The organism is Janthinobacterium sp. HH102, from assembly GCF_001758625.2.
In the GTDB taxonomy this organism is placed as follows: Bacteria; Pseudomonadota; Gammaproteobacteria; order Burkholderiales; family Burkholderiaceae_D; genus Janthinobacterium.
On sequence record NZ_CP062062.1, the window covers coordinates 497984 to 517540 of the forward strand.

Below are 19557 nucleotides of genomic sequence, written 5' to 3' on the forward strand. Positions count from 1 at the left end.
GACCTGAATCTCTGCCGGCGTGGGCCGGCCGCGGAAAAAGCATGCCTTGGCCCAGTCTACGCGCGAAAACGGGGCTGTCAGCTTGCCATATGTTGCGGTTTTGTATGCGATGTATAGGGGGTCTTGAGGGGAGTAAGCATTTGTAAGAGTCGAAAAAAAGCGTGTGCGGCGGCCCTATAGTGGACTCGCATTCTCGACCCGAAGTGGTTTTGCCTGCGTCCGCGGACGCAGGCTTTTTTTTGTCGGCGGGTTCAAGCTCATTTAGACTGGCGCTTCTTCCTTGGCAGCGGATAAAAAATGTTAACTGATTTGCAGGCACGTGCCGCGCTCACAGCGCTGATTGAAAAGTATCTGCGGGGGCGGGATCCTGATGCCGGCCTGCTGATCGACATCGTTCAGGATCCGTCACGGCAAGTGCCGATTCGGGGTGTGCTCGAAGATATCGGACAGTTCAACGGCACGCAGTTCACGCAACAGGAGCGGGCGCTGATCGACGACTTGCTGTATCTGTATGGATAAACGTGTGAATATACCTTGAGCCTGGCCGAACTGAGCGGCGATTCCCGGGCAGTTCCCGGGGCAAGGATGGTCAAATGGCATGGCCGCGTGCTACATTCCTGCAGCGCCTGGCGCGGCAGGCTATCCGCCCGCAGCTATCTGCCCGGTCTTTTTGACATGCCCCATAAGGACAATTCGTGAATCGCTATCTCTTAAGCAGTCTGACCCTGACCCTGTTGGCTGCGTTTGCCCATGCCGCCGAACCCGTATCCGCCGTGGCCGCGCCGACCGTAGCCCCGAGCACCGCGCCTGCCGCCGCCGGCGTCGTTTCCGGCATCGACGTGCAGTACATCGACCCCGCCGTGCGCGTGCAGGATGACTTCTTCACCCATTTGAACGGCAAGTGGCTGGCCACGACCGAGATTCCTGCCGACAAATCGAGCTGGGGTTCGTTCGCCAAGCTGCGCGACGACACGACGCCGCAGTTGCGCGGCATCATCGAGTCCACGCAACAGGACAAGAACAAGAAGGCCGGTTCCGAAGCGCAGAAGATTGCCGACCTGTACGCCAGCTACATGGATGAAGCCAAGCTCGAAGCGCTGGGCACGAAGCCGCTGGCCGGCGAACTGAACCGCATCCGCTCGCTGCGCGACAAGAAGGGCGTGCCCGCCCTGATCGCCCACCTGAGCCAGACGGGCGTGTCGACCCCGTACGCCGTCTACGTGGGCCAGGATGCGCGTGCCTCGACCAAATATGCGGCTTACGTGAGCCAGAGCGGCCTGGGCATGCCCGACCGCGACTATTACCTGGAAGCCAAGCAGGCGGGCGTGAAGGAAAAATACCAGGCGCACGTGGAAAAAATGCTGGCCATGGCGGGCGACAAGAACGCCGCCGCCCGTGCCAAGGCCGTCGTTGCCCTGGAAACGGCGCTGGCCGAAGTGCAATGGACCAAGGTCGAGAACCGCGACCCCGTCAAACGCTACAACAAGACCGACATCAATAAACTGAACGACCTGACCCCGGGCTACGACCTGAAGTCGGGCCTGGCCGCCCTGGGCATCGCCAACAAGGTCGATTACGTCATCGTCAACCAGCCGAGCTACCTGGCCGGCTACGACAAGGTGCTGGCCGCCACCGACCTGGATACCCTGAAAGCGTACTTCGAATGGCAGTTGCTGCGCAGCTATGCCAGCTACCTGTCGAAAAACTTCGTCGACGAGAGCTTTGCCTTCTACGGCACGGTACTGAGCGGCGTGACGGAAAACCAGCCGCGCTGGAAGCGTGGCGTGGGCGCCGTCGAAGGCGTGCTGGGTGAAGCCGTCGGTAAGCTGTATGTCGCGCAATATTTCCCTGCGGAGCGCAAGGCGCACATGCAGGAACTGGTGAAAAACGTGCTGGCCGCCTACAAGGACAGCATCGACACCCTGGACTGGATGAGCCCGGAGACCAAGAAAGAAGCGCAAGCCAAGCTGGCCAAGTTCACGCCGAAGATCGCGTATCCGAACAAATGGCGCGATTACACGAAGCTGCAAATCGTCCAGGGCGACCTGGTGGGCAACATGATGCGCGCCGCCAACTTCGGTTCCGCGCGCCAGGTGGCCAAGCTCGGCAAACCGATCGACCGCGAAGAGTGGGGCATGACGCCGCAAACGGTGAACGCCTATTACAGCTCGACGATGAATGAAATCGTCTTCCCGGCCTCCATCCTGCAGCCGCCGTTTTTTGATGCCAACGCGGACGACGCCGTCAACTATGGCGCCATCGGCGCCGTCATCGGCCATGAAATCAGCCACGGCTTCGACGACAAGGGCAGCCAGTCCGATGGCGACGGCAACCTGCGCGACTGGTGGACCCCGGCCGACCGCAAGAACTTCGCCACCAAGGCCGACGCGCTGACCAAGCAGTACGATGGCTACAGCCCATTGCCGGGCTACCACGTCAACGGTGCGCTGACCCTGGGCGAAAACATCGCCGACAACTCGGGCGTGGCGATTGCCTATAAAGCGTACAAGATTTCGCTGGGCGGCAAGCCGGCGCCCGTGCTGGACGGCTTGACGGGCGACCAGCGCTTCTACATGGGCTTTGGCCAGGTGTGGCGCAGCAAGATGCGCGAAGCGCAGCAGATCGTGCAGATCAAGACCGACCCCCATTCGCCGGGCCAGTACCGCGCGAATGGCACCATGGTCAACCAGCCTGGCTTCTATGAAGCGTTTGGCGTGAAACCGGGCGACAAGATGTATGTCGCCCCGGAAAACCGCGTGATCATCTGGTAAGTGTCATCCGACATACCGATGGCGCTCACCATGTTGTCGGCTTACGCCCTCCGGGCTAAGCCGACCTACGTCATGTAAACGTTATCTTGTCACAACAGAAAGGACCACTTGCGTGGTCTTTTTTGTATTCTTGCCAAAGTTTTTTCTGTCGTTTCGGCCGGTATGCTACAGTCAAAAACCGGGCCAGAAGCCTTGGGCCTTCTGACCCTTATATTTCACACAATACAATATAGAGGACAACCGTGAATCGTTATTTGTTAAGTGCATTGACCTTGAGTTTGCTGGCCGGCGTGTCCGGCATGGCTGGCGCCGCTGATTCTGCCAAGAAAGCCGCTGCCGCTCCCGCCACGGCCGCCGCATCGGCCGCGCTGACGTCCGGCATCGCCATCGAATACGTCGACCCTGCCGTGCGCGCGCAGGACGATTTGTTCCAGCACCTGAACGGCAAATGGCTGGCGGAAACCGTGATTCCTGCTGACAAGTCGAGCTGGGGCAGCTTTGCCAAGCTGGCCGACGATACGCAAACGCAGCTGCGCGGCATCGTCGAAGGCGCTGCCGCCGACAAGGCCCGCGCGGCCGGCTCGAACGCCCAGAAGATCGGCGATTTCTATAACAGCTTCATGGACGAAGCCAAGCTGGAAAGCCTGGGCCTGACGCCCTTGAACGCGGAACTGGCGAAGATCGCCGCGCTGCAGGACAAGGCGGAGTTGCCTGCCGTGATCGCCCACTTCAGCAAGCTGGGCGTGACCTCGCCGTACGATTTCGGCATCCACCAGGATGCCAAGGATTCCACCAAATACGTGGCCGACATCGTGCAAAGCGGCCTGGGCCTGCCTGACCGCGATTACTATCTGGAAGAGGGCAAGGCCGACACGCGCGCCAAATACCTGGCCCACGTGGAAAAAATGCTCAGTTTGGCCGGCGACGCGAACGCTGCCGCGAATGCGAAAGCCATCCTCGCGCTGGAAACGGAGCTGGCCAAGGCGCAATGGAGCAATGTGCAGAACCGTGATCCCGTCAAGACCTACAACAAGGTGGAACTGGCGAAACTGGCCAGCGTGGCGCCAGGCTACGACTGGACCCGCTACCTGAAGGATACGGGCATCGCCGGCAAGGTCAATTATGTGATCGTCAGCCAGCCCAGCTACCTGAAGGGTTTCGCCGAGATCGCCAACAAGACGCCGCTGGAAACGTGGAAAGCATACTTCCAATGGCACTTGCTGCACGCCAACGCCGGCTACCTGCCGAAAGCCTACGTCGATGAAAACTTCGCGTTCTATGGCACCACCCTGACGGGCGTGACGGAAATGCGTCCGCGCTGGAAACGCGGCGTGGGCGCCGTCGAAGGCGCGCTGGGCGAAGCCGTGGGCCAGCTGTACGTCGAGCAGTATTTCCCGGCCGAGCGCAAGGTGCGCATGGAAGCGCTGGTGAAAAACCTGATGACGGCCTACAAGCAAAGCATCGACAAGCTCGACTGGATGAGCCCTGTCACCAAGAAACAGGCGCAAATCAAGCTGGCCAAGTTCACCACCAAGATCGGCTACCCGAACAAATGGCGCGATTACTCGGGCCTGACGGTGGCGCCCGATGATTTGATCGGCAACATCCAGCGTTCGCACCTGCTCAATTACAACCGCGAATTGAACAAGCTGGGCCAGCCTATCGACCGCGACGAGTGGGGCATGACGCCGCAGACCGTGAACGCCTATTACAACCCGGAACTGAACGAAATCGTCTTCCCGGCCGCCATTTTGCAGGCACCGTTCTTTGACGCCAAGGCGGACGACGCCGTCAACTACGGCGCCATCGGCGGCGTGATCGGCCATGAAATCAGCCACGGCTTCGACGACCAGGGCGCCCAGTACGACGGCGACGGCAATCTGCGCGACTGGTGGACCAAGGCCGACCATAAAAACTTCGCCAAGAAGACCAAGCAGCTGGTGGCGCAGTACAACAGCTTCAGTCCGGTGAAAGGCCACTTCGTCAACGGCGAGCTGACCCTGGGCGAGAACATCGCCGACAATTCCGGCGTGGCAATTGCCTACAAAGCGTATAAATTGTCGCTGAACGGCAAGCAAGCCCCCGTCATCGATGGTTTCACGGGCGAACAGCGCTTCTACGCGGGCTTTGCCCAGGTATGGCGCATGAAGATGCGTGAAGCGCAGCAACTGGTCTTGCTGAAAACGGATCCGCACTCGCCAGGCCAGTTCCGCGCCAACGGCACCATGCGCAACCAGCCAGGTTTCTATCAAGCCTTCGACGTGAAACCGGGCGACAAGATGTATCTGCCGCCGAAAGACCGCGTCATCATGTGGTAAGACGCTAAGTAATCCTCGGGAAATTAGTGTGAATTTATGACGAATAGAACCGGATGCTATGCAAGGCGCTCGCTGCGACGCAGCGCGAGCACTGCTAGCAGCGAGCAAGCCTCGTCGGCCACCTTGCAGAGCGCCGGTTATAGAAGTCAGAAATCACAATAATTTATTGGGGGTTACTTAGTTCAAGGCATAAGTTGCCAGCCGCCCCGCGCAAGCCGGGCGGCTTTTTTACGGCCGGATGTAACGCAACGGCGGGTAAAAAAAAACCGCCCTTGCGGGCGGTTCCTCGATACGGGTGCTGCGCTGCTTACTTGGCAGGCTCGGCGGCTGGTGCGCTGGCGCCGTCAGCGGCTGCGGCCGGTGCCGGCACTTCCGGTTCCTTGAACTTGCCGCCCGACGCGTTGGCGATATAGACCACGGCGCGCGCCACTTCCACATCGTCGAGGTCGGGATTGCCGCCCTTGGCCGGCATCGCGCGCAAGCCTTCGATCGCGTGTTTCAGGACCGTATCGTAGCCCTGGGCCAGGCGTGCCGACCAGCTGCCCGCATCGCCAAATTTCGGTGCACCGGCCACGCCGGCGCCATGGCAAGCCACGCAGGTGGCCGTGTAGACGGCTTCACCGCTTTGCAGCACTTTCGGGCCGCTGGCATCCTTGAAGGTAAAGCCTTCATTGGCCACCGGGCTCAAGCGGGCATCGATGGCTTCCGGCGACTGGCTGTCCGTCCCGGCGCCCGTCAGTTTTTGCGCCGTGACGAACTGCACCAGCAGGATGATGCCGATGACGGTGACGAGGAAGAAGCCCGCTACGGCGGCAAGCAATTGTTTAGGCGTTTTGATCGCTGATTGTTGTTCGTTATGTGCGTCGCTCATGATGTCCTTAGTCCAGATTTGAAACTGATGGCCGTGTAAGGTAGCATTTTTACATGCTTGTATGTAAACCTTTATGAAACCCACAATTATAGGCACAAAAATTGAGCAGTGACATGCAATTGCCGACGATACGACAGTTTCCGTAGACGTAGGTAAAGAAAAACGGTATCCTTCGCATCACTTCAGAAATTCCCCCTACGCGGCTGTAGCTCAGTGGATAGAGTATTGGCCTCCGAAGCCAAGGGTCGTGGGTTCGATCCCCGCCAGCCGCACCAGTTTTTCCCCACAAAAATCAACTACTTAGCTGCTGCATTGGTTTGCAATGTAATGCGTTATTTCGCATATTTTGGCACACTCACTGTGCCAAAATTGTGCCAATCAATTTTGCCAAAGTGTATGCTTTGGCACACGCTCAATCTGTTCACTTCATTGATAGCTGCGTAATGCTGAACATGCACTTCGTTTTCATCCGAAAACTTCTGACGTTGGAAGTTTTAGGGGGGGGCGGGGCGTTCGATGAAGCCCCCCATATCTTATGGCGCCGCTTTGTAGTTAAGCGGAAAGCGGTTGATCCAAGTCTTCAGTTCGCCTACCGTAATTGTGACCTCGTCGTTTGGAGCTAGTCGCTCAAAGAATTCGGCCCAAAAAATAGGTGCGAGTGCGGCCGCATCATCGCCTGCGAGGAGTGCGGAAAAATGTAAAATCCTGTCGGCAATACTAATTTCCCACTCTTTCGACTGCCGGTTTTCGATGCTTAGATTCCCAATGTCTGGGCAAAGAATGCCAGATTGATCACGCCATACTCTTGCTGTTTCTCCTTCTAAAGCACGTACTGTTCCGTAGCTGAGGTCCAAGTACTCTTTTGGTCGAACTTGCCCTCTTTCACTGCTTGCGTTGCCGGTAACGAACCAATACGCGAACTCTGGCCACACTCGGCAAAGCTCGTCGATCATTTCTGCTGTCACTCCTTTTGTTTTCCCTCGATCCAAGTCACGCCATTTACTGGCGCTAATACCTGTTAAAGCTGAAAACCATCCATAGTCGTTGTAGAAATACGTCAAGAATTCTCTAACTCTGTCTGTAGTCGTTGTTGGGCTCATCAATGCCTCTTGACACTCTGCTGTGCAATACGTTAAATTGGGCGCCATTGGATAGCTTTGGATAATATCCCAAAATATCCAAAAGGGGCGGAATAGCTCCTATCTTACTTTAGGTCGGGAAAACGGAGAACTGAATTGAGCAATGCAGAGATAAGTGAAGTGTTGACGGTTGAGCAACTCGCGAGATTCATCCATAAGACACCCGCGAGTATTCGTAGTGATGCCTCACGCAATCCAATTGCATTGCCTCCAATTTGCCGTTTACCAGGATCTAAGCGACTCCTTTTCCTGCTCGAAGATGTAAGGCAATGGATGTCGGCCTGCGTCGACCGTTCTAACGCTCTTTCCGTTCAAACATTTCAGGCAGTAGATCCGTCGGTTGCTCGGAAACGTGGCCGCCCACGCAAGGTGGAAAAAAAATGACCAACAATGCGATCGTCGATTTGCGTCGTGACTTTGATGAGACTCGAAAGCACTTTTACCGGCTCGCTGACATAGCCGCCATTCAGGCAACCGGCTCTGAGGTTGCGCTACACGCACGGTTGAACGCACTCGAATTCACCAGGCTGATGACGTCCCATTCTTTAAATGAAATTGGCGGCTTGCTTTCCGCTTGGTAACAGACCTACTACTTATGAAGAAAACTTCTCATTTTCGTTCTGACAGCGCCGCTGCATATGCCGTTGCCACCGGTCGATCAGATTCGGTTCGTTCCGTTAAATCGCAGGTGTATGGCGTTGGCAAATCTGCGGCCACCTGCGCCGACCGTACCGCCAGCGCAACCGCACTGCCGGAACGGATCGGCGCAGAGGCCGAAAAGGCCCGGTTAGTGCCGCAAATAGCGCAGGTAAGCGCAGCTGGATGCCCCCCCATTAATAACATGGGGGAAAACCTGGAAAGCGACGAGTCGGAAGCCTGGTCGAGCATCTGTGATGAGGACTTGGGCGAAGTCGAGTTGGTGATGACCGATAGCGGGAAAATTAAGTCAGTGATGGTTCGTCGCCCCTCCGCCGCTCAAACCTGCGTGATCGATTGGATCAATTTTTCGGTATTGGAAGATACCTGGTTCAAGACTGCACGTGAGCAATTGATTACTGATGACCAGATCATTATTGAGGCCAGCCGACAGCTTGAGAAAATTTTCGGCTTTGGCATAACGTCCAACCGCGGTAAGGGCATGAACTTTTACCGTGACTCATGGGTGCTTGGAGACGATATGGGCTTCGTGTGCTTCGGTAGCCAGCGCTCGACAATGCTCATCACGTTGACCGGTCAAGGTTGCTTGAACGCCGTGTCCGGTTGGGAAAAACGCCTGTACGACTTCCTCACGAAAACGGCGATCCGGCCGACTATTTCCCGCATCGACCTGGCGCATGATGATCTCGCCGGCGCGTACCTGTCCGTTGATTGGGCGTATCAGCAGTGGTGGGATTCCGGCTTTAGCTTTAAAAAAGGTGGACGCCCTCCTGAGATTCAGAAGGTTGGGAATTGGGATCGTCCGAGTGGCAAGGGCCGCACGTTAACTATCGGCCAGCGAAGCTCAAGTAAATACTGCCGCTTCTATGAAAAAGGTAGGAAAGAGGGTGACAAGTCCTCTCTATGGTGCCGTTGCGAGATTGAGTTTAAGAACACGAACACGATTATTCGCCCCGAGGTGTTGCTTGATCCAAGCTCGTTTTTTGTCGGTGCATATCCTTGCCTAGCAATGTTTGCCACTGTCGAAACGCCTGCTCGTATGGAAGTTAAGGCACGCGCTCAGCACATCACGGTGGATGATTCTATCGCTGTGACGAAGCGCCAGTACGGCAAATATATCCGTGTCTTTCGGGCATTGTTCGGAGACAAGGAAACGCTCGATCTGATCACCAATGAAGACGAAAACGCTTTTCCAAAGCGACTGAAACCATTCCTCAGTTTTGCAGATACCGGACCAGCTCCCGTTCACGTCGAGCCGCCGCCGTATGTTCCATCATTTTTTCATTTTATTAACACCGTCCCATCTTTCGGCCTCAATGGGGAACACGGTTTTGCGTAGGCCATGAAAAACGTAAAGGTATCCAATGAAATTTAGCTCAACCATCAAAGTGACAGGTATGAAGTTCTCCAAAGGCAAGATGGACAACGGCACAGAATTCGACAGCACCAAGGTGTATGTCGAGACCGAGCTCGACACTAGCAAAGACACCGCGATGGGAACCGCGTGCGCCGAATACGGGCTGGGCAAGGCTGACGAGTACCAGAAGTACAAGCATCTTGCGGATGCGCTTCCGTTCATGGCCATCGCTGACATGGAAATTGTCACGAACGGCAAAACGCAAAAGACGGTGATCCATTCCTTGAAGCCTATTGAGCCTGTGAAGGCTGCCGTTTCCGGTGGCAAAAATGTCGCCGCATAAGGGCGAGGTCAAGCTCATTGTCCAAGATAAGGAATCTGCCCTCTTCCTTATGCCTGTGGAAGGTGATGTTGGGTTTACGCCCTGGGCACATGAGGCTGGCCGTTTTGATGCGTATGCGGAAGCATATGACACGGCTGTAATTAACTGCCATGAAGGCTTCTTCATCGTTTCTGTCCTGCAGTAAGTTTTTACGACTCGATTGGATCTATGGAAGAGGGAGTTTTTTGATGGCCTTATCTACTGTTGTCGTGTGTGCGGATTTGTCTACTAACGCAGCAGCTGTTGCAGGTGCGCCGTGTGGTGAGGCTCAAGGCTTGATCACGGTTCAAACTTTGCTTGTTTCACCGTCCGAGTCTCCATATGACGCGGTGCAGGCGTCCGGTTTTTTCTTCTTCGGTTTTGGTGTCGTTGTATTCGGTTACTTGCTCGGCTTTGTTGTTGGGGCTGTGCGCAAACCCATTCGTCAGGGTGGTTCCTGACGGACGTATCCGGGGCGTTTCCCTGGTCTTTTGTTGGAGTGTCTTATGAAGGTTTTGTCAATCCGTTCCAAAGTAGTTCTGCTGGCCGTCCTCGCCCTGCCGATGCTGGCTCAAGCTGCCGGCGCAACTTCAGTTGCCGATCTATGGGCCTCGATCAGTTTCCTCGACGTCACCGCTGCCATCTTCGGCATCGGTGCGCTAGTAATCGGCGTTGACCTGGCCCAGCTCGGTTACCTGAAGGTGCGTCGTTTGGTCAAGGGCGCGCACTGATCGTCACCTCTCGCGGAATCGTGTGAGCATGGGTTGGACTTAGGTTCAACCCTTTTTTTCCTTCTCTGGTGGATGATATGGATGCTTCTTGGTGGTACTTGGCGTTTTTCTTCCTCGGTGTTTTTTCCGGCCATGCATGCGTGCAGGGCTTGAAGGGGTGAACATGCGAGCGTTCTTCAAGCTATTCTTTGTGCGCTGGCTGCTAACCGCGCTTGTCGCACCTGGTCTGTGTTTTGCCCAGGTGCAACCTTCGTCCATGCAATCAGCTGTTTCTGCCTTGGTCGTGTCGAAAGCTGGTCAGCGTGGCTTTGCCGCGAACGACCCTCGCATCGGGATGACCATGCAGGGTATTGGCTCTACTGTTGCCGGCTCCGCTGCTGCTGCTGCCGTCGTCACCGCTGCTGGCGTCACCGCCCCGGCCTGGATCACTGCTGCTGCTGTCGTCGGCCTTGGCGTCCTGTTCTCTGCTGGCATCAGCCTCGCGGTCGACAAGGTTAAGGCGTGGTGGTTCAACAGTGATGGTTCGTTGCAAGTCCAGGTAACTGATTCTGGTCCAGCCCTAATTGATTATTCCTACCCGGTGATGCCGGTCAACAATGTCGACGCAGCGGCGTGCACTGTTTCTATGATTTACAACTGGTGTGACTCTGAAGGCTCGAGTTATTCAGGTTGCCTTTTACCTGGAGCGCAGAACCCCTCGAACTTCTGTCGTCCTGGCTGGGCTCTTGATGGCAAGACCTCCACCACGTTCTCTGACGCGATGAAGCGCGCCGGGTACACGTATCGGACCAAGTCTGCTCCTGGCTCCGTGGAGATAAAGACCGCGTCCGACGCTGTCGCGGCGCTCACCTCTGAACAGAAGGCCGCGCCCCTCAATCCCGCGGTTCTTGCTGCGGTTGCTGATCGAGCTTGGAAGGCCGCGTCTCAGCAACCGGGTTATGCCGGTGTGCCGTATAGCAGTGGTGCCCCGATCACGGAGGCGGATGCCGCCACGTATCAGGCCGCTAATCCTACGACATATCCGACTGTAGGGGACGCCGTTTCTCCGGTAACTGTTCCTGTAGGTCAGCCTGCGTCGACTCCCTGGACTCCCGTTATTCCAGGCGGGGTTACGCAGCCCGGTTCCGGCGCTAACCCTAGCGACGGCACTGCGCCGGAATCCAAGCCAATCGATTGGGGTGTGTTCACGCCGCCAGTTCTGGAAGCTACCCCTTCTATTGAGAGCATTTTAGACCCGTTGTTCAACCTTTTCCCGTCTTGGTCGTCGTTTTCGTTTCCTTCGCATCAGTCAGTGTGTCCAACCCCTTCGTTTTCGTTACCTCAAGGCGTCCTGAACGGTCACACACTGCATTTCACGCAAATGTGTGACTTCCTCGAAGCTAATAACGTCAGAGTAGCCATGCAAGCGGCGTTCGCCGTCGCGTGGGCCATTCTTATCATCTTTATCATAATGGGGGCTTGATATGGGCGCTTTGCTGTCAACGGTCGTTGCGTTCTTGGTCCGAACTGTCCTGGTCAAGTTTTTGCTCTTTACGGTTATGTATCTGGTTGTCGCTGGTGTCTGTGGCTACCTGGTGTCGAAGCTACCCGGTCCCGCAGACCTGAACTTGGCGCTTGCGGCCTGGACTCCGGCTATGTGGTACTTCGCGGACCTCACGCTTTGGACGCAGTTTTTTCCTGGAGTGATTTCGGCCTATATTCTCCGGTTCGCTATTCGTCGTATTCCATTTTTTGGGTAGGTCATGATCGTTGATATTCTCATTCCGGCTTTTGTTCCAGATGCCTATCGCTTAGCCGCTAAATTAGATGTTGCTGATAAGGCCGAGTTCGTGAGTGGTTTTGTGCGCCTACTCGATTGCGTGTTCGGGCTTGGCGTTCTGTCTGTGGTCTTCGTCGTATTGGCTTTTACGTACGCTCGTGGTTGGTATCGGTCTGTTCAAGTGGCCCGCAAGAAGGAGGGCTGACCTGTGGCGATTAACTGCTATAGCGGGTTGATGGGAACCGGTAAATCCTACGAGGTCGTTTCCTCCGTGGTAGTCCCTGCAATCGTTGCCGGTCGTCGGGTCGTTTCGAACATCGCAGGTTTGAATAACGACGCGATTCGCGACTACTGCGCGGCCAAGTATCGCCTCGAGTTTGATCAGCTCGGGTGCGTTGTCGATGTCACCGATGAACAGGTCGGCTCTCTTGATTTTTTCCCCGATAAGGCTGCTTCGGAGGGTGGCGATGTTACCTCGATCGTGCGCCCTGGTGATCTAGTCGCGATCGACGAGGCCTACAAGATCTGGGGTAAGGACGAGAAGATTCATCGTCAGCATTTGGTGTTCTTCCGCGAGCATCGGCACTACATTCACCCAGATACAGGCGTGTCCTGTGACCTAGTCATCATGACGCAGGACATAGGCGATTTGCATCGGGCCATCAAGGCTGTGGTGGGCAATAATTTCAAGACCCACAAGGCCAAGGGGATCGGTCTGGACAACGTCTACACCATCACCATGTGGGAAGGCTGGAAGCAGCACGCCAAGCACATCGTCAAGGACTGGACCAAGACCTACGACTCCGAGATTTTCCCGCTGTACAAGAGCTATGCTGGGACTAGACAGGGCAAGGAGTTGAATTCGGATTCTCGCATGAACATTTTTGCTGACGGCCGCATGCGCATCAAGATCATCGCCTTCGTCCTTATCGGCCTGTTCATTTTATGGCGTCTTGGCTCTTGGTGGTGGGGCAAAGTGCATCCCGAAGCAGAAAAGCCGGTCGCGGCTGCCGCGTCCGTTGCCTCATTGCCTGCCGCACCTGGTGCGCCTGGCGCCGTCAAGCCGACCGCGCCGTCGACTAATTATTCGACCGAATTTCGCATTGCTGGAAGTATTGCTTCCGGTGGTTCTTCGTATGTCGTGCTGGTCGGCCCAGCCGGCGTCCGGCTTGAGCCTGATGCTGGCTTCGCTGGCATTGGCTTCGCCCAATCTGGCGCTGTCGATGGTCACGTCGTTACCCGTTTTTCCGGTGCTCCTGCCGGTTCCGCTGCTGAGGGTAAAAAGTGAGAAAGCTATTATCTCTGCTCGTTTTTCTGATCGTCTTGAGCGGTCGTGTTGCCGCCGCTCCGCTTCCTGGCGCATCCTTCGATTTCGACTCGATCCCGCTGGCCGACCTTGTGCGCGTCGTATATGTCCAGGCGTTCCCGGCCGTTCCTTACACGGTCGATCCTGCCGTGCTTCAGGATCGCCGACCGGTGTCGTTCCGCTGGCATACCGGCGACGGAGAATTCCGCGCTGTTTTCGCGTCCTTCCTGCGCGGCCTTGGTTACGAGTATGTCACGCGCGGCCGTCTCGATGTCGTGCGTCCTTTGCCGGCCGAGGTCAAGGCCTCTGCGGTTGAAGACCCGTCGCAAGAGGTGTTCATCTATCGGCCGCGGTTCCGCGACGGCTCGCAACTCATCGAAATGGTGTCGTCGTTGTTCAGCGGTCGGTTTACCAGTCAGCGCAGCATGAACATTGATGCGCCGTCTTCGCCTCCGGTGGGAAATACCCGCGCCGCGCCGTCGTCTGTTTCTGGAGCCGCGCCCTCGGGTTCGTTGCTTGACCTGGCTAACCGCAAGTCTGACGAGGTGATCTTTGCCGGTTCTCCGCGCGAGGTAGTGGCTCTCCGCAAGCTGTTTGCTCAGCTCGACGTGGACCCCGGTCAGGTTGTCGTGACGGGAGCGCTTTATGAGGTCAATACCGGTTCGCAGCAGTCTTCTGCGTTGCAGCTTGCCGCGTCTGTTTTGGGCGAGCGCTTCCGGTTCTCGCTTGGTGCGGCCCAGGAGGGCGGGAACTATGTCAGCCTCCGCGCGGGTTCGGTCTCGACCATCATGCAGGCGTTGGATACCGATTCGCGCTTCAAAGTGCTTTCCTCTCCATCGTTGCGCGTTTCGTCCGGCGAGACTGCGTCTTTAACTGTGGGGCAGGACGTGCCTGTGCTCGGCGCCGTGACTTATCCTACCGCCGGCGGCGCTCCTGTCCAGTCTGTTGACTATCGTTCCTCAGGCGTTTTATTCTCCATCTCTCCTATAGTTCGCGATGCTTCGATTGCCGTACGCGTCGATCAGCAGGTTTCTTCGTTTGTCGTCACAACTACAGGCGTAAACAACTCACCAACGTTAACAAAACGTCAGGTTTCTACGAGTGTTAACTTGGCTGAAGAAGAGGTGGTCGTGATCGGTGGGCTACGTGAAGACAAAGACAGTTCAACGGCCTCTCGTCCCCCATTTTGGACGTCGCTCTTCGGATCAAAATCTCGTGACACGACTCACTCTGAAATTCTGTTATTCCTTCAATTACGTCGGATCTAACATATGATAGATATTCCATACTCGTTTCATGCAAACAACAAGTGACTCTGATATGCGTCTTTACGAAATTGGTAAGGTAGTCCGTGCTCGCCGACTTACCCTTGGATTGACGCAGCAAGGCTTGGCGAGGTTCGCTGGGCTACCACATCACACGCTGTTGAGGCTGGAGGACGGCACAATTGATGATCTAAGTTTCGTGTGTTTGGTCAATTTATTGGCAATAGTCGGCCTTCGTTTTCCTATGCCGTCGATGGGAGCGAGGAACAAAAAGCACGGCTTGTGGATGGCAGCAAAAAACGCCAGTGTCAGCTACAGAGGCGAACTGGCAAGCTATCAACTGCAAAAGACATTGGCAACTGGATGGGTGGCTGCTGGACATGAATCCTACATTCTCCATTTTTTGGAGGAGGCGCCGCTGTCGATGATGGTGATGGCTGTCGAGGAAACCGCTACCTTGTGCGCAATCTCGCCAAGTCAAATTTGGACAAATATCGCCAGACTTGCTGCTCAGCTTGGAAGTGAACGCAAGAGTATCCTGGCTGAAGCGGTTCAATTTTAGCTTCCAGCCTGTTCCAAGACGCCAGAGTAAGCAGGGAAGGTATTGCTTGCCAGCCTTGGTGCTGGCATACCGAAAAAAGGGCGATTTGAGGCCCGCGAGGGCTGGAGCGAAGCGGAACCCTTTTTGCCTCACGGTGGCATGTAGGAGCGTTTTGGCCGGTCGTCCCGGCCAGCGACGATGCCGGCCGCCTCTGCCTTGACGGTACCGCAATCCTCATAATTATTTTCGCTGATAGCGAAAATTATTTGACAAATAGAGAATCGTCGAGTATTCTCTGTCTTAGTGGTAACGGAGATCAAATCTTGCTGTTTTGAGAGCTTCGGCTCTGTGGAGGCTTGCCTCTAACACTTCCATAACCTCGAACCGCGGTCTTTCAACACGAACGACTACGACACGGGACTGGGGGGAAAGTCTGCTTCTGGCGAGAGCCAGAAGCAGTTGATAGGTGCAGGGGGAAAAGCGCGGTTCACTCCGTATTGGATATTCATGTTTGCGAGCGAGAGATGTATAGCAATTCCGCTATATGTCGCGACCATGAAAGGTAACACTATGTCCAGTAAAAGAACCACTGAGGCGCGCCCGTCTCAAAAGAAGAATAAATTGCTTGTGTTGTTGAACACTTGTCTCAAAGTTGTGAGAGTTGTTGTACTGCTGTTGCACGCAGTCCAAAAACTTTACGAGGTAGGTAGCAAGCTTTTTAAATTCTTCGAGTAAAGACTTACCCCGCAATTATTAATTCATTCGCATTTACCAGGAGGACATTATGCTAGGCGAAGCACTTCGCTTAATCCGCGTATATAATGATCTTTCTCAAACTCAACTATGTTCGCAAATTGGTGTATCAAATTCGTATTTGTCGGAAATAGAGTCTGGGAAGAAAAGCGCTACATTGGATCTTTTAAAAAAATATAGTGATAGATTTGATATACCTATATCGTCATTGATATTCTTTTCTGAGAATCTAGAATCTCCTAAGATTACAGATAAAATTCGTGTTGGAACTGCACGTAAAATTGTTGCACTATTGCAATGGGTTGAGCAAAAAAATGACAAATCCACCGCTAAGATTAGTCACTAAAACCCCAAAGAAGTTCTATCCAATAAACCAATCTGCACTTTATAAGATTGGGTCAAAAAAAAGACTGGCAAAAATACTTGCTACATCTTTAGAAAGAATTCTATTGCTTTCAACCGCTACGGATAATTATAAGATTTTCTGTTTGCCAGAAGAAGTATGCGAGTTCACAAAGAAAACAAAAAAATCACGATGGGTTCAGGAGCCAAAGAGGCCGCTGCGGAGTATTCATGAGCGGATTCAAAAGCTGTTGAAATCTATAATTTATCCTGATTATAGTCACGCCGCAGTTAAGGGACGTTCATATAGGACAAATGCTGAAACACATAAGGATGCAACGCGTGTAGCAACATTTGATCTTAGAAAATTTTATCCTTCAACCTCTAGTTCACGTGTTCGCGATTTTTGGGCGGAGCAAATGTTATGTGCTCCTGATGTCGCAGATTTATTAGCCAAATTGACTTGTCATGAAGGTTGTCTGCCAACAGGTAGTCCTTTAAGTCCATTGCTTTCGCTATATGCTAATCGGCCCATGTTTGATGATTTAAATGAGTTGGCAAACTCTCATAATTTGAAATTTACCTGCTACATTGATGATTTAACGTTTTCAGGACCCATTATTCCTATCGGGTTACCTAGATTAGTGTCTAATATTGTTCATCGTTCAGGACATACATTATCTGTTGAAAAAACAAAGATTTTCCGTAGTGACCAGCGTAAACATGTTACTGGCGTAGTCGTGTATGGAAATTCTTTGCATGTGCCTTACAGCCGATTTTTTAAAGCGAGAGCAATTCAGAACGCTTTTGATTTGGAGAAAAATTCAATTGCTAAGCTGGCTCTCGCTAGAAAACTTTCTGGCTTGCTTGGTGAGGCTGCTTATTTAGATACTCGCTATGCAGATTTGGCAAAAAAATCTTATGTGGAATTAAAAAGGATAAATGAAGAAATAATGCGAGATAAGTTACCTTTTTGATTTTTAAAGTATCAATTTAGTTTTTTTGCTAGATCTTCTGCGCGTAAATGTGTATAGCGCTTAAGCATGTCCAGTGTTTTGTGTCCGGTTATAGCGGCTACTTCCATCACATTTAAACCCTTTTCAAATAATCTACTGGTGGCTTCGTGGCGTAGGTCATGAAAGCGAACTCCGGAGATATTAGCCCTATGAGGTTCGCAAGCTCGTTCAAATGCTTGACTCATAGACTCAGCTTTTAGGGTGAACACTCTTCCTTCCTTCTTTGCTCCGAAGTCCTTAAGCGCCTTGAGGGCCGCTTTCGACAAGGGAACCGTGCGAGGTATATCCGTCTTTGTTTTGGGTAGATGTGCCGTTTGTTTTTCTAAGTCAACTTCCTCCCAAGTCATTGTAGCTAGCTCGCTCCTGCGCATGCCTGTTTCGACAGCTAATGTCACGATCGTTCGCAACTCATCCGAACCTGTGATTTTTAGAATTTTGGTAATTTCCTCTTCCGTCACTCTACGATCACGTCCTCGGGGCTTAACCGGTTTGCGTACCTGGGCGGTTGGTAATCCACCAGGCAGGGCAATACCCCAATCCATGCTGGCGGTCTTAAGAACACGGTTGAGTAGGTTGATTTCGTGAATCACTGACTGTGGTCCGACGACCATCAAGCGTTGGTCACGAAACCTTGCAACTTGAGTTGAGTTCAGGCTGGCCAGGCGGTAATCTCCAAATGCTTCCACCAATGTTTTAATGCGAGATTTATCCGACTGTTCGCTGCGCTTGGTCGGCAGTACTTCGGTGGCAAATCGTTGCAGCACATCTTTGACGAGTGTCGCTTCGGCTTCGGTGCGAGATACGAACACGCCGCGTTCCATTTCGGACTCGATGATGGTTGCCCAGCGCCTGGCGTCAGCTTCCTTGGTGAAGGTTTTGGTCTGGGTCGGGTAGCCGCGCTTGCGAATTTGTACGTGGTACTGGCCTTCGCCTTTTTTACGGATGGTGGGCATAGTGTTTGTTGGCAGCATTGAAATGAGGCAACAGTGTGCCAAAATTGTGCCAATAAAGGTGAAATATCTCGCTAAGGCCCATAGATGCTAGTTCTAATTTGGGCCTCCGAAGCCAAGGGTCGTGGGTTCGATCCCCGCCAGCCGCACCAAGTTTCCTTCAGCAGATCAACGAGTTAATTGAGAGTTTGCAGACCGCGTTCATGCAAACCGACAGCGATTGTAGCTCGTCACTATGCTCAGATTGTTCACTCTAGCGAGAGCGATTGCCTTGTGCTACCTCTCCCTCAGCCGATACCCCCTGTCAAGGGTAAAGACCATCAATACCCCTGCTGCTTAGTGTATTGCAAAGCGACCCTACGGGCGGGAGGTCGCGATAGCTTGTACTGACGAAAAACGCACTCTGCTGTCAAAGCTCCAACAACAACGACAGAAATCTACCTTAAGCCCCTTTTTTTGAAGCCCTCCATTCAGGAGACCACCGGGGGTCTTTTGATAAAGCTGCTAAAAGCAAGAACGAGTCAGCCGATCCATGTGGATCAGCTCTGGCTCACACGAGCAGAGTTTGTCTCGCGGAGGCCCATCTGTGGAAAATAGAGCTATACACCAAATGAGCCCCATAGCAGAACGAGGCCACCAATGACTGCGACTAGCCCCAATAAGAGTCGCTGAACGCGTCGTAGACCGTCGGGACCGAAGCTGTAAAACCCTATAATCCCTCGTTGAATTGAGCGACTTGCGAACGCACTCACAAGAATAAGCACGAAACTTGCCAAAAATCCTACGACGGCTAAAACAGTCAATATTGTAAGAGAAACCAAATCTGGCGGGCCGAAGCCAACGCCAGACAAACCAAAAATGGGAATATTGAAACCTTTGAAACCTGCGGACAAGTTTTTTGCTAGGTCAACAAGCCATCTGACCACTAGAAACCCGCAGTATCCGATCGGTAACGCCGCCGCAGGAAAACTTGAAGAAACAATGAGTTTTCGAGTTGACTGAGTTACGTTTCCAACCACCAAACCACTGGCAACTTGTGTAACGAGCCAGACAAGAATTGCGCGGTCGAGACTGAAGAAAAGTGCCTTGGGGAGGAGTATTCCTGCGATGAGCGCGATGAGGCATGCCGTTGCAACAGCCTCAAGTTGTCCACTCAATGCAGATTCGTCACTGTTCATTGCTTCGTCCCAGTAGGATAACTTAGTTACGCCTTGAGCTTAGTCCTGTTCGCGTTTTCATGCTGCACGCCAGCGCCGCATGTTTTTGTGCAAAAGCTGATGCAAATGTCCGCGACGCCCCTGCCGTTGTCGCTTCACACCCTCCAAAGCCCCTCCACCACCGATATCAAAATTGATATCAAAACAGTGGAAAAATTGATTGGAGAGATTATCGCCCAGCCCCTAAGATAAACGCCGAGCAT

21 protein-coding genes and 1 tRNA gene are annotated in these 19557 nt (G+C 53.7%); 18 read left to right on the forward strand and 4 right to left on the reverse strand.

Going from position 1 to position 19557, the window contains the following annotated elements:
* The first annotated feature begins 297 nt into the window (after positions 1-297).
* The 3 genes from JAB4_RS02230 (at position 298) to JAB4_RS02240 (ending at position 5089) form a co-directional block, all read left to right on the forward strand.
* Positions 298-519: a hypothetical protein gene (locus JAB4_RS02230; protein WP_070219010.1), complete on the forward strand. Its 222-nt coding sequence runs from the start codon at positions 298-300 to the stop codon at positions 517-519.
* Between the two features lie 176 nt (positions 520-695).
* Entirely contained in the window at positions 696-2771 is a 2076-nt protein-coding gene (locus JAB4_RS02235) for a M13-type metalloendopeptidase (protein ID WP_070219011.1), read from the forward strand.
* Positions 2772-3013: 242 nt separating this feature from the next.
* Positions 3014-5089: a M13-type metalloendopeptidase gene (locus tag JAB4_RS02240; RefSeq protein WP_070300406.1), complete on the forward strand. Its 2076-nt coding sequence runs from the start codon at positions 3014-3016 to the stop codon at positions 5087-5089.
* A gap of 307 nt (positions 5090-5396) precedes the next feature.
* On the opposite strand, the gene JAB4_RS02245 is transcribed toward JAB4_RS02240, so the two are convergent.
* A complete protein-coding gene (locus tag JAB4_RS02245) occupies positions 5397-5960 on the reverse strand; it encodes a c-type cytochrome (protein ID WP_070219012.1) in 564 nt (187 codons plus the stop codon).
* A gap of 199 nt (positions 5961-6159) precedes the next feature.
* Here JAB4_RS02245 and JAB4_RS02250 point away from each other — a divergent pair.
* Positions 6160-6235 (forward strand) — tRNA-Arg (locus tag JAB4_RS02250).
* 258 nt (positions 6236-6493) lie between these two features.
* Here JAB4_RS02250 and JAB4_RS02255 read toward each other — a convergent pair.
* On the reverse strand, positions 6494-7021 hold the full coding sequence (locus JAB4_RS02255; protein WP_139143707.1) for a hypothetical protein: 528 nt from the start codon (positions 7019-7021) through the stop codon (positions 6494-6496).
* A gap of 458 nt (positions 7022-7479) precedes the next feature.
* Here JAB4_RS02255 and JAB4_RS02260 point away from each other — a divergent pair, with 458 nt between their 5' ends.
* From JAB4_RS02260 to JAB4_RS02320, 13 genes are all read left to right on the forward strand, one after another.
* Positions 7480-7680, forward strand: a complete 201-nt coding sequence (locus JAB4_RS02260) for a hypothetical protein (protein WP_070219014.1) — start codon at positions 7480-7482, stop codon at positions 7678-7680.
* A gap of 14 nt (positions 7681-7694) precedes the next feature.
* Positions 7695-9095 (forward strand): replication initiation factor domain-containing protein, encoded by a 1401-nt coding sequence (locus JAB4_RS02265; RefSeq protein WP_227742082.1) that lies wholly within the window; start codon positions 7695-7697, stop codon positions 9093-9095.
* A 25-nt stretch (positions 9096-9120) separates the two neighbouring features.
* Complete coding sequence (locus JAB4_RS02270) at positions 9121-9456, forward strand: hypothetical protein (protein WP_070219015.1); 336 nt, start codon at positions 9121-9123, stop codon at positions 9454-9456.
* Positions 9443-9640 (forward strand): hypothetical protein, encoded by a 198-nt coding sequence (locus JAB4_RS02275; protein ID WP_070219016.1) that lies wholly within the window; start codon positions 9443-9445, stop codon positions 9638-9640. Before JAB4_RS02270 ends, JAB4_RS02275 begins: the two co-directional genes overlap by 14 nt.
* A 43-nt stretch (positions 9641-9683) precedes the next feature.
* Positions 9684-9935 carry a hypothetical protein gene (locus JAB4_RS02280; RefSeq protein WP_139143708.1) on the forward strand — a complete coding sequence of 84 codons (252 nt, stop codon included), beginning with the start codon at positions 9684-9686 and terminating at the stop codon, positions 9933-9935.
* A 45-nt stretch (positions 9936-9980) separates the two neighbouring features.
* On the forward strand, positions 9981-10205 hold the full coding sequence (locus JAB4_RS02285) for a hypothetical protein (protein ID WP_070219017.1): 225 nt from the start codon (positions 9981-9983) through the stop codon (positions 10203-10205).
* A 163-nt stretch (positions 10206-10368) separates the two neighbouring features.
* Complete coding sequence (locus JAB4_RS02290; protein WP_070219018.1) at positions 10369-11667, forward strand: hypothetical protein; 1299 nt, start codon at positions 10369-10371, stop codon at positions 11665-11667.
* A 280-nt stretch (positions 11668-11947) separates the two neighbouring features.
* Entirely contained in the window at positions 11948-12169 is a 222-nt protein-coding gene (locus JAB4_RS02295) for a hypothetical protein (protein ID WP_070219020.1), read from the forward strand.
* Between the two features lie 3 nt (positions 12170-12172).
* Positions 12173-13252, forward strand: a complete 1080-nt coding sequence (locus JAB4_RS02300; RefSeq protein WP_070219021.1) for a zonular occludens toxin domain-containing protein — start codon at positions 12173-12175, stop codon at positions 13250-13252.
* Positions 13249-14538 carry a hypothetical protein gene (locus tag JAB4_RS02305; RefSeq protein ID WP_070219022.1) on the forward strand — a complete coding sequence of 430 codons (1290 nt, stop codon included), beginning with the start codon at positions 13249-13251 and terminating at the stop codon, positions 14536-14538. Before JAB4_RS02300 ends, JAB4_RS02305 begins: the two co-directional genes overlap by 4 nt.
* A gap of 28 nt (positions 14539-14566) precedes the next feature.
* Entirely contained in the window at positions 14567-15097 is a 531-nt protein-coding gene (locus JAB4_RS02310) for a transcriptional regulator (RefSeq protein ID WP_139143709.1), read from the forward strand.
* A 763-nt stretch (positions 15098-15860) separates the two neighbouring features.
* Positions 15861-16175, forward strand: coding sequence for a helix-turn-helix transcriptional regulator (locus JAB4_RS02315; protein ID WP_071650161.1), 315 nt, complete (start codon positions 15861-15863; stop codon positions 16173-16175).
* Positions 16144-17148 carry a reverse transcriptase family protein gene (locus JAB4_RS02320; protein ID WP_083287254.1) on the forward strand — a complete coding sequence of 335 codons (1005 nt, stop codon included), beginning with the start codon at positions 16144-16146 and terminating at the stop codon, positions 17146-17148. Before JAB4_RS02315 ends, JAB4_RS02320 begins: the two co-directional genes overlap by 32 nt.
* Positions 17149-17159: 11 nt before the next feature.
* Here JAB4_RS02320 and JAB4_RS02325 read toward each other — a convergent pair whose 3' ends face one another.
* Both JAB4_RS02325 and JAB4_RS02330 read right to left on the reverse strand, forming a co-directional pair.
* Positions 17160-18140 carry a site-specific integrase gene (locus tag JAB4_RS02325; RefSeq protein WP_070219116.1) on the reverse strand — a complete coding sequence of 327 codons (981 nt, stop codon included), beginning with the start codon at positions 18138-18140 and terminating at the stop codon, positions 17160-17162.
* Between the two features lie 596 nt (positions 18141-18736).
* Positions 18737-19315, reverse strand: coding sequence for a hypothetical protein (locus JAB4_RS02330; RefSeq protein WP_139143710.1), 579 nt, complete (start codon positions 19313-19315; stop codon positions 18737-18739).
* Positions 19316-19348: 33 nt separating this feature from the next.
* Between JAB4_RS02330 and JAB4_RS02335 the strand changes: the two genes are divergently transcribed.
* The gene (locus JAB4_RS02335) at positions 19349-19546 is read left to right on the forward strand and encodes a hypothetical protein (RefSeq protein ID WP_139143711.1); all 198 of its coding nucleotides are present in this window, start codon (positions 19349-19351) and stop codon (positions 19544-19546) included.
* The last annotated feature ends 11 nt before the right edge of the window (positions 19547-19557 follow it).

Excerpts from the sequence above, each read along its gene's own strand:
- JAB4_RS02245 (WP_070219012.1), bottom strand. The coding sequence starts at position 5,960 with ATGAGCGACGCACATAACGAACAACAATCAGCGATCAAAACGCCTAAA.
- JAB4_RS02285 (WP_070219017.1), top strand. The coding sequence starts at position 9,981 with ATGAAGGTTTTGTCAATCCGTTCCAAAGTAGTTCTGCTGGCCGTCCTC.
- JAB4_RS02310 (WP_139143709.1), top strand. The coding sequence starts at position 14,567 with ATGCAAACAACAAGTGACTCTGATATGCGTCTTTACGAAATTGGTAAG.
- JAB4_RS02270 (WP_070219015.1), top strand. The coding sequence starts at position 9,121 with ATGAAATTTAGCTCAACCATCAAAGTGACAGGTATGAAGTTCTCCAAA.
- JAB4_RS02275 (WP_070219016.1), top strand. The coding sequence starts at position 9,443 with ATGTCGCCGCATAAGGGCGAGGTCAAGCTCATTGTCCAAGATAAGGAA.
- JAB4_RS02320 (WP_083287254.1), top strand. The coding sequence starts at position 16,144 with ATGACAAATCCACCGCTAAGATTAGTCACTAAAACCCCAAAGAAGTTC.
- JAB4_RS02265 (WP_227742082.1), top strand. The coding sequence starts at position 7,695 with ATGAAGAAAACTTCTCATTTTCGTTCTGACAGCGCCGCTGCATATGCC.
- JAB4_RS02260 (WP_070219014.1), top strand. The coding sequence starts at position 7,480 with ATGACCAACAATGCGATCGTCGATTTGCGTCGTGACTTTGATGAGACT.
- JAB4_RS02315 (WP_071650161.1), top strand. The coding sequence starts at position 15,861 with ATGCTAGGCGAAGCACTTCGCTTAATCCGCGTATATAATGATCTTTCT.
- JAB4_RS02290 (WP_070219018.1), top strand. The coding sequence starts at position 10,369 with ATGCGAGCGTTCTTCAAGCTATTCTTTGTGCGCTGGCTGCTAACCGCG.
- JAB4_RS02230 (WP_070219010.1), top strand. The coding sequence starts at position 298 with ATGTTAACTGATTTGCAGGCACGTGCCGCGCTCACAGCGCTGATTGAA.
- JAB4_RS02325 (WP_070219116.1), bottom strand. The coding sequence starts at position 18,140 with ATGCCCACCATCCGTAAAAAAGGCGAAGGCCAGTACCACGTACAAATT.
- JAB4_RS02295 (WP_070219020.1), top strand. The coding sequence starts at position 11,948 with ATGATCGTTGATATTCTCATTCCGGCTTTTGTTCCAGATGCCTATCGC.
- JAB4_RS02330 (WP_139143710.1), bottom strand. The coding sequence starts at position 19,315 with ATGAACAGTGACGAATCTGCATTGAGTGGACAACTTGAGGCTGTTGCA.
- JAB4_RS02280 (WP_139143708.1), top strand. The coding sequence starts at position 9,684 with ATGGCCTTATCTACTGTTGTCGTGTGTGCGGATTTGTCTACTAACGCA.